Genomic DNA, 16321 nt, shown 5'->3' with positions numbered 1-16321 from the left:
TCACCATGTTCCTCGGTGTTGACGGTGGCGGCACGAAGACGGCGTTCAGCCTGATCGACCGCACCGGTCGGGTGGTGGCGCGGGCGAAGGCGCCAAGCTCGTACTACTTCTCGGAAGGCATCGACCTCGTCGGACGCGTCCTGAAGCAGGGCGTGGACGACATCTGCGCTGCGGCCGGTGTGACGCCGGCCGAGATCGAGTACGCCTTCTTCGCCATCCCCGGTTACGGGGAGGCCGCGGGGGACCTCCCCGCCCTGGACGCCGCTCCGCGAGCCGTGCTGGGCCACGACCGCTACGCCTGCGACAACGACATGGTCTGCGGCTGGGCCGGATCGCTCGGCGCGGCGGACGGCATCAACGTGATCAGCGGCACCGGCTCGATGACGTACGGCGAACGGCTCGGCCGCGGCGTGCGCGTCGGCGGGTGGGGAGAGCTGTTCGGCGACGAGGGATCGGCCTACTGGATCGCGATCCGCGGCCTCGGCGCGTTCTCCCGGATGAGCGACGGCCGGCTGCCCGAGGGCCCGCTCGCCGGGCTGTTCCGCCGGCACCTGGAGCCGGTGTCCGATCTCGACGTGATCGACATCGTCTACAACCAGTGGAAGGGCGACCGCGGCCGGATCGCCGCGCTCAGCCGCGTGGTCGGCGAGGCCGCCGATCTCGGCGACGACGCAGCCTCGGCCATCCTGGCCGACGCCGGTCAGGAACTCGCCCTGGTCGTCGACGTCACCCGCCGCCGGCTGGAGTTCGCTCCCGACGAGACCGTCCCGGTCTCCTACTCCGGGGGCACCTTCACCAACGACACCGTCCTGGCGTCGTTCACCGCCGCACTGCACAGCCGGCACACCGGCTACGAGCTGCGGCGACCCCTGTACGAACCGGTCATCGGCGCCGCGCTGTACGCGGCGAAACTGGCCGGCACCCCGCTCGATCACACCGCGCTCGACGCTCTGCGATCGGTACCGCAAAGCGCAGAGGAGGAAGTGTGATGAACGTGGCCAAACGCAGCTGGATGGTCTACGCGACCCTGCTGGTGGTCTTCTGGGGCGTCTGGGGAGCCTTCTCCAGCCAGCCGAACACCCGCTACGGCTACCCCAACGAGATGATCTACATCATCTGGGCCTTCACCATGCTGATACCGGCCTACTTCGCGCTGCGGGGCAACCGGTTCGACCGCCGGCCGGTCGCGGCGATGTGGGGACTGCTCGCCGGACTCACCGGCGCGGGCGGGCAGCTGCTGCTCTTCCAGGCCCTGTCCGACGGCCCGGCCTACCTCATCTTCCCGGTGGTGTCGCTCTCCCCGGTGATCACCGTGCTCATGGCGACCGTCCTGCTGCGTGAGCGCATAGCGCGGCTCGCCGTCGTCGGTGTGGTCATCGCACTGGTGTCGATCGTGCTGCTCAGCATCCCAGGCGGCGGCAGTTCGAACTCGCACGGCCCCTGGCTGCTGCTGGCCATCATCATCTGCGCCGCGTGGGGCGCGCAGGCGTTCTGCATGCGCAAGGCGGCACTGGTCGGCGTCAACGACGCCACGACCTTCGGGTGGATGACCATCAGCGGGCTCCTGCTGGTCCCGGTGGCGTTCGCCATGATGGGCGGTCTGCCGTCCGGCGCCCCCTGGCAGGCCCCCGCGCTCACCGCCGTCACCCAGGTGCTCAACGCGATCGGCGCGCTGTTCCTGGTGATGGCCCTCAGCCGGGGCAAGGCCTCGGTGGTCGCCCCGATCACCAACGCGCTGGCCCCCGTCCTGACGATCGTGCTGTCCCTCGCGGTCTACCAGACCCTGCCCAACATCTGGGGCACCATCGGCATCGTGCTCGCCCTCGTGGGCTCGACCCTCATGGTGTACAGCGACGAGAAGGGCGGCGAGGAGCCCGCAGCGGGTCCCGACCTCGCGGCGGACGCCGCGGTCGGCGCCGGACACGGCGCCCCGGCCGTGCCCAAATCCTGACGCCCCCCACGCACCGGCCGGTGCGGACGTGCCTCGTCCGTACCGGCCGGACCCATGAACCACGGCGACCACGCCGAACACGCCTACGCGCAGTATCGAAGGGGCCTCACCCATGTCCTTGGTCCACACGCGGGAACTCGTCGAGCAGGGTGCCGCCGCCCGGCGGGCGGTGCCGGCGTTCAACGTGATCACGCTGGAGTACGCCGAGGCGATCGCCGACGGCGCCGTGGCCGCCGGTGTGCCGGTGATCCTGCAGATCAGCGAGAACGCCGTGCGGTTCCACGGCGACCGGGTCGAGCCCCTCGCGCGGGCCGCTGCGGAGGTGGCCCGGTCGAGCGGCGCCGACATCGCGCTGCACCTCGACCACGTCACGGACCTCGAACTCCTGCGCCGCGCTTCCGACGCCGGCTTCTCCTCGGCGATGTTCGACGCCGGCCGGCTCCCGTACGCCGACAACCTCGCGGCGACCCTCGCCGCCGCGAACTGGGCGCACGGCGCCGGTGTGTGGCTGGAGGCGGAACTCGGCTACGTGGGCGGCAAGCCCGGCGCGCCGGCCAGCGCGCACGCGCCCGGGGTCCGCACGGACCCGGACGAGGCCGCGCGCTTCGTGGCCGACACGGGAGTCGACGCCCTCGCGGTCGCGGTCGGCAGCAGCCACGCGATGACCGAGCGCTCGGCCGCACTGGACCACGCCCTGATCGGACGGCTGCGGGACGCGGTCCCCGTGCCGCTGGTGCTGCACGGCTCGTCCGGCGTCCCCGACGACGAACTGCGCCGCGCCGTCGCCGCGGGCATCGCCAAGGTCAACATCGGCACGGCGCTCGGCGCGGCCTTCACCCAGGCCGTACGCGACACCCTGGCTGCCCGGCCGGACACCGTCGACCCGCGGCACTTCCTCGAACGCGGCCGGGAGGCCGTAGCCGAGACGGTACGACAGCTCTGCGCGGTCGTCGGCGGCTGACCGGCGCGCGGGGCCGCGACCGTTCCTGCCTACGCGGGAGCGTCCCGGGCCGCGCTGAACGGGGAACCGGGCTGGGCGGCGTCCGGGGCGGGCGGCTGTGACACAGGGGTGACGAGGAGGGGACGGTTCCGCTCGTGCTCGGTACCTACATTGAAGACACAGCCGCTCGGAGTTCCCGGTCACAGGGGGTGGACGGGACTGCGGCTGGTGCGATGTGTCCGGCCGCTCTCGGGCGGCCCTGTTCCCAGGGGGGGATCTCCATGTCTGTTCTCGTGTCCGCTTCCGTTCTGCGCCGCCGCCGTGCCGCTCTGCGCGTGATGGCGGGTTCCGTCGCGCTGGTGGGTGCGCTGGGTGTGCCGGCCGCCGCGGCCTACGCCGACCAGGGCGCCACGCCGGCGCCGTCCGCCTCCGACAAGGGCGGTGCCGGGCAGGGCCAGGTGACACCGGCCGGAGTGCTGGTGCACACGGACGCGCTCATGGGCGGTCTGACCGCGAAGGTGTACCGGTTCGGCACGGCCACCCCGTACTACTCCGCGGACATCACCAAGAGCGGGAAGGTGCGGGGGTCGCTGACCGCCGGGTTCGGGCACGCGTCCTCCCAGACCCGGGTGTTCGACGACGTGTCGGTGACGCTGTACGGCGACGGCCGGGTGACGTCGGCCGCGGACAAGGGCGGCTCCGGCCAGGGTCCGGTGACCGACACGCGGTGCACGGTCACGCACCGGCAGAACATCGGCGCGGGCACGGCCGCCCTGATGACCATCAGCCCGACCGGTCCGTCCGTACTGTTCCAGGCGGCCGGCGAGAAGGGCGTGATTCCCGGCCTGTCGCTGGACCGCCACCACCCCAAGCTGCCGGCCGGGCACTTCACGGCCGAGATCCTGCGTCCCGACAGCAGCCGGCCGCAGCTGCTGACGAACATGGAAGGCGGCGGCCACAAGGCGACGGTCACCGACTTCCCGCGTCTGCCGCAGGGCTGCCACTTCGACTACAGCACCACCGACGGCACTTCGGGCACCGGCACACCCACCACCGCCGCTCCGGCCGCGACGCAGCAGACCAACGTCGTGCCCAAGGGCTCCGTCGCCGCCGGGTACCAGGCTCCGGACAACGGCGGGCACCAGACGCTCCTGGCCGTGGGCGGCTCGGCCGCGGCCCTCGGCGCCGCCGGCATCGCCTTCGTCGCGGTGCGCCGCCGCCGCGCCACCGCCGGCCGCTGACCCAGACCGGCGACAGGCCGTCACCGCCGCCGGGCGGCCCCGCGCACTTCCGGCGGGCCGCCCGGCCCCGGCATTCCCAGGAGCCCACCGTGCAGTCTCCCGCCACGCCGCGCACCCGGCGGCACCGCCCGACCACCTTGTTGCTCGCCCTGTCCCTGGCGACCCTCGTCACGGCCTGCGGCAGCGGCCACCCGCGGAGCACCACCGCGGCGAACCTTCCTCCGGCCGCCACCCGCGCCCCCCGCCCCGAGCAGGCGAGCAGCGCGGCGATGCCGGCCTCGGCGCCCGTCCGGGTCACCGTCCCCGCAGCCGGCGTCGACACCGGACCCGTGGTGCGCCTCGGCCTGAACGCCGACGGCACACTCCAGGTCCCGTCCGTGGACCAGGCCGACCGCATCGGCTGGTACACGGGCGGCGTCACACCCGGCCAGCGGGGCCCGGCGATCCTCGTCGGCCACCTGGACACCGTCGAAGGCCCGGCCGTCCTGCGCGACGTCACCCGTATCAAGCCGGGCGACCGCATCACCGTCCTGCGCGCCGACGGCACCCGCGCGGTCTTCTCCGTCACCGGCCTGCAACAGGTCAGCAAGACGGCCTTTCCCACCCAGCAGGTCTACGGCAACACCAGCACCCCGCAACTGCGCCTCATCACCTGCGGCGGCACCCTCACCGACGGCCACCACCCGGACAACATCATCGTCTACGCCACCCTCACCGCCCGGACGTAGACGGCGGCCGGCCGCGTCGCCGTCGGCGCCGCACGAGTTGGGTGATGACGAAGACGCCGACGACCACCCAGAGCGCGACGAAGACCGCGACGGCCCACCCGGGGAGGTGGGTGCCCTGACTGCTCGGCACCACGGCCGAGTTGAGCATCGGTCCCATGCCGCCCTCCGATCAGACGGTGCGCCAAAGACGGGCCGAGGGTTCGGGCCCCTCTCCTCTCCGCTGCCCCGGAGTCGGCACATGTCACCTCCGTCCCCCCGGCGCCCGCGGCGGAGTCGCGTGCTTCGCCGCGGGCGGGGGAGCGTCAGCCGGTGACGATCGTGGCGGCGTCGCCCGGGGTGGAGGCCGCGGCGAGGCGGACGCCGATGATGCAGGTGTCGTCGTCGGTGTCGGAACTGCTGTGCGTCAGCAGGTGATCGAGGTGCTCGTCGAGGCTCGCCGACGGATGCATGGAGGCGTCGAGCAGCTGCTCCAGGGTGTCCGGAAGGGAACGGTCCCGTCGCTCGATCAGGCCGTCGGTGTACATCAGCAGGGTGTCGCCCGGGTCGAGCCGGAAGCGCTGCTCCTCGTACGCCGCCTCGCCCGTCGCCCCCAGCAGGATGCCCTTCGTCAGCGGCAGATGCTCGGCCCGGCCGTCGCGTACCAGCAGGGGCGGGAGATGGCCGGCACGCGCCCAGGTCAGTTCGCGGGTGTCCGGGTCGAACAGTCCGCAGACGGCGGTGGCGGTGACGTCCTCGGTCAGATGGTGGGCGACGATGTTGAGCCAGGTGAGGATCTGGCCCGGGCCCGCACCGGTCGCCGCCAGGCCGCGCAGCGCGTTGCGCAGGGCGACCATGCCGGTGGCGGCGTCGATGCCGTGCCCGGCGACGTCCCCCACGGACAGCAGGATCTGCCGTGAGGGCAGCATGACGGCGTCGTACCAGTCGCCGCCGACCAGGTGCTCGTCCTCCGCGGGCCGGTACCGCACCGCCACAGCCAGGCCGCGGGCGCTCAGCGGGGCGTGGGCGGGCGGCATGATCGCGTGCTGGAGCTGCCGTGCGATGCGGTTGCGCTCGGCCGTCTGCTGTTCGCTCTGCGCGAGCTGGTCGCGGGTTGCGGTGAGCGCCACCTCGGTCCAGTGCTGGGTGGAGATGTCCTGGTAGGCGCCCCGCACGGAGACCAGGCGCTGGGCGGCGTCGAGCACGGGCTCCGCCACGACGCGCACGTGACGGACGATCCCGTCCGGGCGCTGGAGCCGGAACGCCGCGGAGGCGGGCTTGCGGTGGTGCAGCAGGGTGCGCAGGAACCGCCCGATGGCCGGCGCGTCGTCCGGGTGGGTGTGCGCGGCGAGGCGTTCCAGGGAGACGGGGACCGCTGTCGGCGGCAGCCCGTAGAGATCGTGCAGTTGGCTGTTCCACGTCACACGGCCGGTGACGAGGTCCTCCTCGAAGCCGCCGATGCGGCCCAGACGCTGGGCGTGCTGCAGGAGGTTGGCGAGGCGGGCGGCCTCGTCCTCGATGCGCCACACGAGCAGGATGCTTCCGTGGTGGCGGGTGACGCTGACGTCGGCGATGGTCGGAACGTGCACCTGGCCGACGGCGGCGTTCAGCGGCATGGCCGTGTCGCGGAACGGCTCGCCGGTGGCGTAGACGCGCTCGATGATGTCGAGCAGGCCGTGCTCCCCGGCCATGACCGGGTACGCCTCCAGCAGGAGCGCGCCGTTGACGGCGCTGCGGGGACGGCCGGCAGGGTCGACGAAGTGCGGATTGGTGTGCGCGATACGGAAGTCCAGGAGCCGGCCGGTGCCGTCCAGGTGCGGGACGAGCAGCAGGATCGGTTCGTGCACTCCGTTGATCAGGTCGATCAACTCCGCGTCGCTGCGCGCCGGTTCGCTGTCCGCGCCGGGCCCGGAGCCGCTGCTGAGGGTGTGGGCGACGATCTCGGCGAGCGCCTCGATCTGGCGGTGGATCTGCGGGGGCTGCGGCTCCAGGCGGTTCGGCCAGCAGATCTCCAGAACGCCCAGGACGCGGCCACTGGCCTCGGCGGGCACGGCGACCCGCCCGCCGTCGGGCATGGTGCGATGCCCCACGGACGGCACCGCGGATTCGGACAGGACGGGCAGCCACACCGAGCGGCGGCTGGTCAGCGCCTGCCGTGCGGGCGTCAGGACGCCCGGCGGCACGTGGTACCACTGTTCGGCTTCGACGTCGGGGATGCCGGCGTGGCCGACGAGCTGGAGCGACGCGCCCGGTCCGGTGGCCCAGATGGCGACCGCGTTCGCGCCCAGCGGGCTCAGCGCGTGTTCCAGGATCGACTGCGCGACGATCCGGCAGTTGTCCTTCAGGAGCGTCCCGGTCTCCGCGGTGCGCAGGCGGACGGCGGCCGAGGACGCGGCGGCGCTGCCGCCGGCCTGGGACCCGGCCGGCGCGTCCGCACCGGCCAGGCCGTCCAGGAAGTCCCGGGCGACCTGGGTGAGTTCGTCCTGCGCGGCCTGGTTGATGATGTCCACGGCCAGCTCGAGCGCGGGCATGCCGGTACTGGCCGCGAGCTCGGCGAGATGCCGGGCCGCGGCGGCCGGTCCGCACTTGAGGCGCTCGACGAGCACGCCGGTGGCCATCTGCAGCAGCGCCTGACCCTCGGCGGCCAGATGTGCCTGGCGCACCTGTTCCTGCAGCCGCGCGACGGTCGCCGCGAGGCGGCCCACGCCCTGATCCGGGCTCTCCTGGTCCCGGGTGTCGTCGGTCACTGGGCCAGCCAGGTGCGCAGCCGGGTCACGAGGTCGTTGGCGTCGACGGGCTTGGTGACGTAGTCGCTCGCGCCCGAGGCCATGCTCTTCTCCTGATCGCCCGGCATCGCCTTGGCGGTGACCGCCAGGATGGGCAGCGAGGCGTACTGCGGCATCGCCCGGATCGCCGCCGTGGCCGCGTAGCCGTCCATCTCCGGCATCATCACGTCCATCAGGACCACGTCGATGTCCGGGTGCGCGGCGAGCGCCTCGATGCCGGCGCGCCCGTTCTCCGCGTGGATGACCTGCATGCCCTGCAGTTCCAGGATGCCGGTGATGGCGTAGAGGTTGCGGGCGTCGTCGTCCACGACCAGTGCGGTGCGTCCGGCCAGTGCGGGGTCGTCCGAGCCGCCCCTGGCGGGTGCGAGCTGCACGGCCCGTTCGGCCCGCATGAGGGACGGCACGTCGGCCGGCCGCTCGGCGGACAGGTGCAGGGCGATCCGCTCACGCAGTTCGTCCAGGCCTGCCAGCACCTCCAGGGGGCGGGCGGCCGACCAGGCCTGCAGGGTGCGTTCCTGGTCCGCGTCCAGACGGCGGCTGCTGTGGACCAGCACCGGGGTGGTGGGCAGCGCCGGATCGGCGTCCATGGTCTCGACGAACCGCATCGCCGCCCCGCCGGCCAGGTCGAGGTCGAGGACGACGAGGTGGCAGGGACGCGCGGCCAGCGCCGCGGCCGCCTCCTCGGCGTTGACGGCGGTGGCCACCTCGACCGTGCTGGGCACGCCGGTGTCCATCAGATTCGCCCGCGCGCTCTCGGCGACCATCGAGAGCAGGCCGCGCGGCAGGTCCTCGATCACCAGCACCCGCCGGGTGCGCGGCGCGGGTGTGTCGTCGCCCTCGCGCGGGACGGCCGGCTGGCTCTCCGGCACCGGCGGCGCCGACGTGGCGCCGCCCGCCTCCCCGGGGGCCGTCTCCTGGAAGTCTGGGCGGGCGATGGGCAGGTACAGCGTGAACGTGCTGCCCTTGCCGGGTGTGCTGGTGACGGAGATGGAGCCGCCGAGCAGGAAGGCCATCTCGCGGCTGATCGACAGACCCAGGCCGGTGCCGCCGTACTTGCGGCTGGTCGTGCCGTCCGCCTGCTGGAACGCCCCGAAGATCGCCTCCAGTTGACCGGGGGCGATGCCGATGCCGGTGTCCACGACCCGCAGTGCGATGGCCGCGCCGTGCCGTCCGACGGCGGCGGGCAGTTCGGCGCCGTCAGCGGGCTCGATCCGCAGCTCCACGCGTCCCGACTCGGTGAACTTCACGGCGTTCGACAGGAGGTTGCGCAGGACCTGGCGCAGCCGCGCGTCGTCGGTGAGCAGCGTCGACGGCAGTCCCGGCGCGGTGACGACGTCGAACCCGAGGCCCTTCTGGCTCGTCATCGGCTGGAACGTCGCCTCGACGTACTCCAGGAGGCGGCGCAGCGGCACCTTCTCGGGCGCGATGTCCATCTTCCCGGCCTCGACCTTGGACAGGTCGAGGATGTCGTTGATGAGCTGCAGCAGGTCCGAGCCGGCGGAGTGGATGATCTCGGCGAACTCCACCTGCTTGACGGTGAGGTTGCGCCCCGGGTTCTGCGCGAGCAACTGCGCCAGGATCAGCAGGCTGTTGAGCGGTGTCCGCAGCTCGTGGCTCATGTTGGCCAGGAACTCCGACTTGTACTTGGACGCCAGGGACAACTCCTGGGCGCGGGTCTCCAGCTCCTGGCGGGCCTGCTCGATCTCCAGGTTCTTGGTCTCGATGTCGCGGTTCTGGGCGGCCAGCAGCGCCGCCTTCTCCTCCAGTTCGGCGTTGGAGCGCTGCAGCTCCTCCTGGCGCGCCTGCAACTCCTGCGAGCGGGCCTGGAGTTCGGCGGTCAGCCGCTGCGACTCCTCCAGCAGCTCATCGGTGCGGGCGTTGGCGACGATGGTGTTCACGTTGACGCCGAGAGTCTCGCGCAGCTGCTCGAGGAAGTCGCGCTGCACACCGGTGAACGAGTGCACGGAGGCCAGTTCGATGACGCCGAGCACCTGGTCCTCGAACACCAGCGGCAGCATGATCAGCGCGGCGGGATCGCTGCTGCCGTAGCCGGAGGAGATCGTCGCGTACCCGGCGGGCACGTCCTCCACCGTGATCGTCTGCCGGCTCACCGCGGCCTGGCCGACCAGGGACTGGCCGAACACGAAACGCCGGCCGCCGCCGGCCTCCTCGCCGTCCGCGTCGGCCGGGCCGTACGCCCCGATCCGCACCAGCTCCTGCGAGCCAGGACCGTCACCGGAGGACGCCGACCCGTCGGCCACCAGGTAGAAGGCGCCGAACTGCGCCTTCACCAGCGGCGTCAGTTCGCGCATGATCAGATCCGCCACCATGGGCAGGTCCCGGTGCCCCTGCATCATGCCGGAGATCCGCGCCAGGTTGGACTTGAGCCAGTCCTGCTCCTGGTTGGCGCGGGTCGAGACGCGCAGCGAACCGACCATGGCGTTGATGTTGTCCTTGAGGTCGGCGACCTCCCCGGACGCGTCCACCGTGATGGAACGGGTCAGGTCGCCCTCGGCGACCGCGCTCGTCACCTCCGCGATCGCCCGGACCTGCCGGGTGAGGTTGCCGGCCAGTTCGTTGACGTTCTCGGTCAGCCGCTTCCACGTCCCCGACACGCCCTCGACCTCGGCCTGGCCGCCCAGGCGCCCCTCACTGCCGACCTCGCGGGCGACGCGGGTGACCTCCGCGGCGAAGGAGGAGAGCTGGTCGACCATGGTGTTGATGGTCGTCTTCAGCTCCAGGATCTCGCCGCGGGCGTCCACGTCGATCTTGCGGGTGAGGTCGCCGTTGGCCACCGCGGTGGTGACCTGGGCGATGTTGCGCACCTGGCCGGTCAGGTTGTTGGCCATGGAGTTGACGTTGTCGGTGAGGTCCTTCCACGTGCCGGCGACGTTCGGCACGCGCGCCTGCCCGCCGAGGATGCCTTCGGTGCCGACCTCGCGGGCGACCCGGGTGACCTCGTCGGCGAACGCGGACAGCGTGTCCACCATCGTGTTGATCACATCGGCGAGCGCGGCGACCTCGCCCTTGGCCTCGACGGTGATCTTCCGGGAGAGGTCACCGCGGGCGACCGCGGTGGCGACCTGGGCGATGGACCGCACCTGACCGGTGAGGTTGGACGCCATGACGTTGACGTTGTCCGTCAGGTCCTTCCAGGTGCCCGAGACACCGCGGACCCGGGCCTGCCCACCGAGGTTGCCCTCGGTGCCGACCTCGCGGGCGACGCGGGTCACCTCGTCGGCGAAGGAGGAGAGCTGGTCGACCATCGTGTTGATGGTCTCCTTCAGTTCCAGGATCTCCCCGCGGGCGTCCACCCGGATCTTCTGCGACAGGTCGCCCTCGGCGACCGCGGTGGCGACCTGGGCGATGGAGCGGACCTGGTCGGTGAGGTTGCCGGCCATGAAGTTGACGGAGTCGGTGAGGTCGCGCCAGACGCCGGCGACGCCTCCGACCTGGGCCTGTCCGCCGAGTCGGCCTTCGGTGCCGACCTCGCGGGCGACGCGGGTGACTTCCGCGGCGAAGGAGGAGAGCTGGTCGACCATGGTGTTGACGGTGTTCTTCAGCGCGAGGATCTCGCCCTGCGCGGCGACGTCGATCTTCTGCGACAGGTCGCCCTCGGCGACCGCGGTGGTCACCTGCGCGATGGAGCGGACCTGGTCGGTGAGGTTGCCGGCCATGAAGTTGACGGAGTCGGTGAGGTCGCGCCAGACGCCGGCGACGCCTCCGACCTGGGCCTGTCCGCCGAGTCGGCCTTCGGTGCCGACCTCGCGGGCGACGCGGGTGACTTCCGCGGCGAAGGAGGAGAGCTGGTCGACCATGGTGTTGACGGTGTTCTTCAGCGCGAGGATCTCGCCCTGTGCCGCGACGTCGATCTTCTGCGACAGGTCGCCCTTCGCGACCGCCGTGGCGACCTGCGCGATGTCCCGGACCTGCGTGGTCAGGTTGCCGGCCATCGCGTTCACCGAGTCGGTGAGGTCCTTCCACGTCCCCGACACCCCCGGCACGTCGGCCTGGCCGCCCAGCCGGCCCTCCGTGCCGACCTCCCGCGCCACACGCGTGACCTCGGAGGTGAACAGCGACAACTGGTCGGTCATGCCGTTGAACACGTCGGCGATCTCGCCCATCAGGCCGTCGGCCCCGTCCGGGAGCCTTATCCCGAAGTCGCCGTCGCGGACGGCGGTCAGCCCGGCCAGCAACTGCCGCAGCTCCGCCTCACCGGCCCGCGCCGCCGTACGCGAGCGCGTCGCGCTCATGCCACCCGTACCGCTCGCCGTGGTTCCACCCATCACAACGTTCCTCTCAACGGCCACACCGAGCCGGCACCGTGGACCGGCGCGGCAGACGAAGGAGTGCGACGGCCTTCCCCCATGATCCGGACGACCGAAATCGCCGTCCACGAGGGTACCCAGCGATCGCCAATGGATGCCGGTGTGCTTTCTCACCCGTCCCACCGGACGGACTTTTGGCCGAAGGAAGCCCACGGGCACCCTGATGCACACCGGTCCCAGCCGCGGGGACGGAGGGGCGGGCCGGCGGGATCCCGGGGCGTCGGGTCCGTCGGCGGCGAGGTCACCCGCGGTACGGCGCCGCTGCCCCACGACGTCCTGGAAGGACTGCACGAGCTCCGCATAAGCCTCGGCTCCGGTCCGCCCGGCGTGGCGGGACCGCAGGTCCGCCGTGATCCGGTCGCCCGCGGCCGTCCTTGCGCGGCCGCGGGCGGTGGGGTGGACGAGCTCGGCCGCCCGTCGAGGGAGCAGCCGCGTGCCGGACGCGGGCGGTCGGGAACGCGGCAGGACGACGGGGGCGACCCGAGTCGCGCCCACGCCGTCCTCTCTGCCGGATATCTCAGGGAATCCGCACGGTGACGGACTCGCCCGCCTTCATGCTGATCTGCTTCCGGAAGGCGCCGGCGCGCAGTTCGGTGGCCGTCCCGCCCATGCTGTGGATCGTGGCCGTGGTCGCCTTGCCGTCGCGCCACGCGAAGTCGACGGTGAAGCCTCCTCGTGCCCCCGCGCCGCGCACCGAACCCTTCGCGGCCCAGGCGCCCGGCAGGGCCGGCAGCAACTCGATGACACCCGGACGTGAGTAGAGGACCATCTCCAGCGCAGCGGTGGAACCGCCGAGGTTGGCGTCGATCTGGAAGATCGTGTAACTGCCCTGGCTGTACATGTCGAACCAGTTGGCCGACGTGCCGTTGCCGTTGTTCATCGACGGACGCAGCACGGTCAGATAGAGCTGGTACGCCTTGTCCGCGTCCTTCAGGCGCGCCCAGCACAGGGACCGCCACGCACAGCCCCAGCCGAACGAGTCCATGCCGCGGGCGGTGAGCAGCGCCCGGACGCCGTCGATCAGCGCGGAGGGGCTGGTGTCGGTGTTGATCCGGTCGCCGGGGTAGAAACCGATCAGCGGGGACAGGTGGCGGTGCGTGGTCTCACCGAGGTTGTCCGGGCTCATCCACTCCTCGAGCCAGCCGGACTTCGGGCTGACCTGCGGCAGGTAGAGCCTGGCCTGCTTGGCGGCGAGGTCGGCCGCCAGGTCCGCGTCGCGGTGCAGCGTCGCGGAGGCCTGCTGGAACTCCTCGAAGAGCTCCCACACCAGTTCCTGCCCGTAGGTGTTGCCCTTGGCGTCCGGGCCGTGCTCCGGCGACCAGGCCGTGTCGTCGATCAGGACCTCACGGCTGGTGCCGTCGGACCCGGTGACGGTCGTGGTGATCAGGCGGGCCTGCCAGAACTCGGCCGCGCCCTTGAGCACCGGGTAGATCAGCTCCAGGTAGTCCTGGTCCTGGCTGTACTCGTAGTGCCGCCACAGCGAGTTGCACAGCCAGGCGTTGCCCGAGGGGTGCCAGACCCAGCCGCTGCCGCCGTAGATGTTGGTGGAGAACGCGACCGCCCACCCGGCGATCTTCCCGCTGCTGTTGCGGAACCTGTTCTTGTCGCTGTTGAACAGCCGCTTCGTGACGTCGGTCCAGACCGGCAGCTGGGAGACGCAGTACTCGGCGAGGGCGCGGGCGTTCTCGCCCAGTCCGGCGGGGTCCGCAAGCCAGTAGGCCATCTGGACGTTGATGTCGGTGTGGTAGTCCGCGTACCAGTCGGGTGTGTTGTTGTGCACCCAGATGCCCTGCAGGTTCATCGGGAGCCAGTCACGGGAGCCGGTGATGGTGAGGTAGCGCCCGTACTGGACGTACGTCGCCTCCAGTTCGGGGTCCGGCGTCGACTTGTCGGTGTACCGCACCGCGATCCGCGACCACGAGTCCAGCGACCGCTGCAGGGCGGAGGACTCGCCCAGGTCGATCGCGAACCGGTTGTACAGCCGCTGGTAGTCGGCGACATGGGTGGTCAGCAGCTTCGTGCCGGACACCTTGGCGGCGGCGGCCACCTTGCCGCGGGCGACCGCGAGCGGATCGGTCGAGGCGGCGCGGTAGCCCTGCGTGGAGTCGGGGGAGTAGTCGGTGCCGCCGCAGAGCACGATCAGCACGTCGCGGCAGCCGTCGAACGCGATGGTGTCGCCGTCGAGGCGTATCCGGCCGGTGGAACTGACCGCGGTCACCGCGGCGGCGTAGCGCAGGCCGTTCTCCAGGGCCGCGGAGATCGACAGGTGGGCGTCGCCGGCCGACGTGGTCTCGCCGTGCGTGCCGGCCAGCGAGATCGTGCCGGTGTGCGGGCCGTCCCCGGTGAGCCGGACGACGACCACGTCGTCCGGATGGCTGGCGTACACCTCGCGCCGGTACCGCACGCCGCGGTACCGGTAGTCGGCGGACACCACGCCGTTGCTCAGGTCGAGTTGACGGCGGTAGTCGGTCACCGCGTCGCCCGCGTGGGCGGGCATCGCGATGTGCAGCTGGGCGAGCAGCCCGAAGCTCCCGAAGTCATCCCTGCCGTACGGCAGTTGGCCGTCGTCGGTCGGGGTGTCGTTGCGGCCGCCGGTCCAGAGCGATCCGTCGGTGAGGTACACGAAGTCGTCGGCCGGGTCGCAGCCGACCAGGGCGCCGATCCGGCCGTTGCCGACGGGGAGGGCCTCCTGAATGATGTTCGCCTCGGTGGCGGGTGAGCGGTACCAGATCGTGGTGGCCTTGCCTTCCGGCACGATCTCCACGTTCGCCGGGCGGACCGGGTCGGCGTGCGCGGCGAACGGCTGGAAGGCGAGCGCGACGCCGCCGCCGACGGCGCCGGTGAGGCGGAGGAAGTCGCGACGAGAGGAAGCGGGCACGGCAGGGTCCCTTCGCAGGACGTGCGGGGATTGTCGTCGCCAACTATTCACAATTATTGGGTCGCGTCAACGGGTCGAACAGCCAAGTCATCCGATCTGTCTGGGCAGTTGATTTTCATCCAGGGGTAATTCGTGGGTGTATGACGACCATTCAGCCGATGCGTGAACCCCTAAGGTCCGATGGCTCATCGGTCGTGACGACGACCGGAGGCCAGGGCGATGTCGAGTCACTGGCCGCCGGTGATGCCTGCCGTTCCGCGCGGCGTCGAAGCGTGAGGCCCGCGGTTCGGGACACTCGGGGACGAACCCGCTCCCCTCACCGGACCGCGAACCCGTCTCCGCCGTGGGCTGCATCCTTCCGTCCGGACCGCAAGAACCAGGAATGCCATGCCCCGTGTGCCCGTTCGGCCCCTTGTCCGGTCCACGACCTCCCGCACGGAGGCCTTCAGCGACGGCGTCTTCGCCATCGCGGTCACCATCCTCGTCCTCGACCTCGCCACGCCCGCGCACCCCCCGGGCGGACTCGGGCGGGCACTCGGGCATCTGTGGCCCGCATACCTGGGCTACGTGGCCTCGTTCAGCTACATCGCCGTGATCTGGCTCAACCACCACCAGATCTTCATGGGGATCCGGACGATGGACCGCGGGCTGCACGCGGCCAACTTCTTCCTGCTGATGACCACGTCGGCACTTGCGTTCCCGACCGCCGTGGTCTCCGAAGCGCTCGGCGAGGACCTCACGGGGAAGGACGCCCGGGTGGCCGTCGCCCTCTACGCGGGCATCTCGGCGGCGATGTGCCTGAGCTGGACATCGCTCTACGTCCACCTGGGCCGCCACCCCGAACTCCTCGACGACTCCGTGGAGTCCGCCTACGTCCGCAGCGGTGTGAGCCGTTCGTGGGTCGGGATGGTGCTGTACGTGGCCGCCGGAGTGCTGGGCGCGCTCGTGACCCCGCTGATCGCGCTCGCCGTCTTCGTCCTGCTCCCGGCCTTCTATTTCCTCAGCAGCTCGAGTGTGGTGGCGGAGGAGGAGGAAGCGGCGTGAAGGTGCCTCGGGCTTCGGGGGGAAGGGTTGCCGAGTAGGGCGTGGGGCCGGCTCGCCCATCGACCGCTCGTCGCCGGCCGAGCCCGTCCCTGTACTGAACGGGCCCGGTGCCGCATGAAAACCGTGGGCAGGTCTCGCCCTGAGTCGATACGTTGCCCGGGTGGACGACGCAGTGACCATCAAGCTGTCGCGGGACCAGGCGTTCGTGCTGTCCCACTGGTTCTTCGAAGTGGAGCGGTCCGGGGAGCTCGACGGGATCGTGAACGACCGGGCCGTCTGGTCGCCGTTGCACGCCATCTCCGGCACGCTGGAAACGACCCTGGCGGAGATCTTCATGCCGGACTACGACGTCAGGCTCGAGGCGGCGAGGGTGCGGCTGATCGAGGCGAAGTACGGCGGGCGGGACGAGTAGGCGGGCGAGCGAGAGCGCCGCCGCGGGGAGGGCCACG

11 protein-coding genes are annotated in these 16321 nt (G+C 71.5%); 7 read left to right on the top strand and 4 right to left on the bottom strand.

Annotated features, from left to right (window positions below):
• Nucleotides 1–5 precede the first annotated feature (5 nt).
• From K7862_RS00645 to K7862_RS00625, 5 genes are all read left to right on the top strand, one after another.
• Nucleotides 6–989: an N-acetylglucosamine kinase gene (locus K7862_RS00645; protein WP_222959428.1), complete on the top strand. Its 984-nt coding sequence runs from the start codon at nt 6–8 to the stop codon at nt 987–989.
• Nucleotides 989–1951, top strand: a complete 963-nt coding sequence (locus tag K7862_RS00640; RefSeq protein ID WP_222959427.1) for a DMT family transporter — start codon at nt 989–991, stop codon at nt 1949–1951. The genes K7862_RS00645 and K7862_RS00640 overlap by 1 nt, the downstream gene beginning before the upstream one ends.
• A gap of 112 nt (nt 1952–2063) precedes the next feature.
• On the top strand, nt 2064–2912 hold the full coding sequence (locus tag K7862_RS00635) for a class II fructose-bisphosphate aldolase (RefSeq protein ID WP_222959426.1): 849 nt from the start codon (nt 2064–2066) through the stop codon (nt 2910–2912).
• 272 nt (nt 2913–3184) lie between these two features.
• Nucleotides 3185–4132, top strand: coding sequence for a hypothetical protein (locus K7862_RS00630; protein ID WP_222959425.1), 948 nt, complete (start codon nt 3185–3187; stop codon nt 4130–4132).
• Nucleotides 4133–4221: 89 nt separating this feature from the next.
• Complete coding sequence (locus K7862_RS00625; protein WP_308011770.1) at nt 4222–4860, top strand: class F sortase; 639 nt, start codon at nt 4222–4224, stop codon at nt 4858–4860.
• Here the strand turns inward: K7862_RS00625 and K7862_RS00620 are convergent.
• The 4 genes from K7862_RS00620 to K7862_RS00605 all read right to left on the bottom strand — a co-directional run bounded on the left by K7862_RS00620 (nt 4844) and on the right by K7862_RS00605 (nt 14828).
• Nucleotides 4844–5017 (bottom strand): hypothetical protein, encoded by a 174-nt coding sequence (locus K7862_RS00620; RefSeq protein ID WP_222959424.1) that lies wholly within the window; start codon nt 5015–5017, stop codon nt 4844–4846. The genes K7862_RS00625 and K7862_RS00620 overlap by 17 nt on opposite strands.
• 145 nt (nt 5018–5162) lie before the next feature.
• The gene (locus tag K7862_RS00615; RefSeq protein WP_372461475.1) at nt 5163–7595 is read right to left on the bottom strand and encodes a SpoIIE family protein phosphatase; all 2433 of its coding nucleotides are present in this window, start codon (nt 7593–7595) and stop codon (nt 5163–5165) included.
• Nucleotides 7580–11875 carry a HAMP domain-containing protein gene (locus K7862_RS00610; RefSeq protein WP_222959667.1) on the bottom strand — a complete coding sequence of 1432 codons (4296 nt, stop codon included), beginning with the start codon at nt 11873–11875 and terminating at the stop codon, nt 7580–7582. The genes K7862_RS00615 and K7862_RS00610 overlap by 16 nt, the downstream gene beginning before the upstream one ends.
• A 592-nt stretch (nt 11876–12467) precedes the next feature.
• A complete protein-coding gene (locus K7862_RS00605) occupies nt 12468–14828 on the bottom strand; it encodes a glycosyl hydrolase family 95 catalytic domain-containing protein (RefSeq protein WP_222959423.1) in 2361 nt (786 codons plus the stop codon).
• A 387-nt stretch (nt 14829–15215) separates the two neighbouring features.
• On the opposite strand from K7862_RS00605, the gene K7862_RS00600 reads away from it, so the two are divergent.
• Together K7862_RS00600 and K7862_RS00595 are read left to right on the top strand one after the other, a co-directional pair.
• Nucleotides 15216–15872, top strand: a complete 657-nt coding sequence (locus K7862_RS00600) for a TMEM175 family protein (protein ID WP_222959422.1) — start codon at nt 15216–15218, stop codon at nt 15870–15872.
• A gap of 160 nt (nt 15873–16032) precedes the next feature.
• The gene (locus K7862_RS00595) at nt 16033–16284 is read left to right on the top strand and encodes a hypothetical protein (RefSeq protein WP_308011768.1); all 252 of its coding nucleotides are present in this window, start codon (nt 16033–16035) and stop codon (nt 16282–16284) included.
• Nucleotides 16285–16321 lie beyond the last annotated feature (37 nt).

This window comes from Actinacidiphila acidipaludis (assembly GCF_019890725.1).
Taxonomy (GTDB): domain Bacteria; phylum Actinomycetota; class Actinomycetes; order Streptomycetales; family Streptomycetaceae; genus Actinacidiphila; species Actinacidiphila acidipaludis.
This window is presented reverse-complemented; position numbering and strand designations above follow the sequence as displayed.

Excerpts from the sequence above, each read along its gene's own strand:
- K7862_RS00640 (WP_222959427.1), top strand. The coding sequence starts at position 989 with ATGAACGTGGCCAAACGCAGCTGGATGGTCTACGCGACCCTGCTGGTG.
- K7862_RS00620 (WP_222959424.1), bottom strand. The coding sequence starts at position 5,017 with ATGGGACCGATGCTCAACTCGGCCGTGGTGCCGAGCAGTCAGGGCACC.
- K7862_RS00645 (WP_222959428.1), top strand. The coding sequence starts at position 6 with ATGTTCCTCGGTGTTGACGGTGGCGGCACGAAGACGGCGTTCAGCCTG.
- K7862_RS00600 (WP_222959422.1), top strand. The coding sequence starts at position 15,216 with ATGCCCCGTGTGCCCGTTCGGCCCCTTGTCCGGTCCACGACCTCCCGC.
- K7862_RS00610 (WP_222959667.1), bottom strand. The coding sequence starts at position 11,875 with ATGAGCGCGACGCGCTCGCGTACGGCGGCGCGGGCCGGTGAGGCGGAG.
- K7862_RS00635 (WP_222959426.1), top strand. The coding sequence starts at position 2,064 with ATGTCCTTGGTCCACACGCGGGAACTCGTCGAGCAGGGTGCCGCCGCC.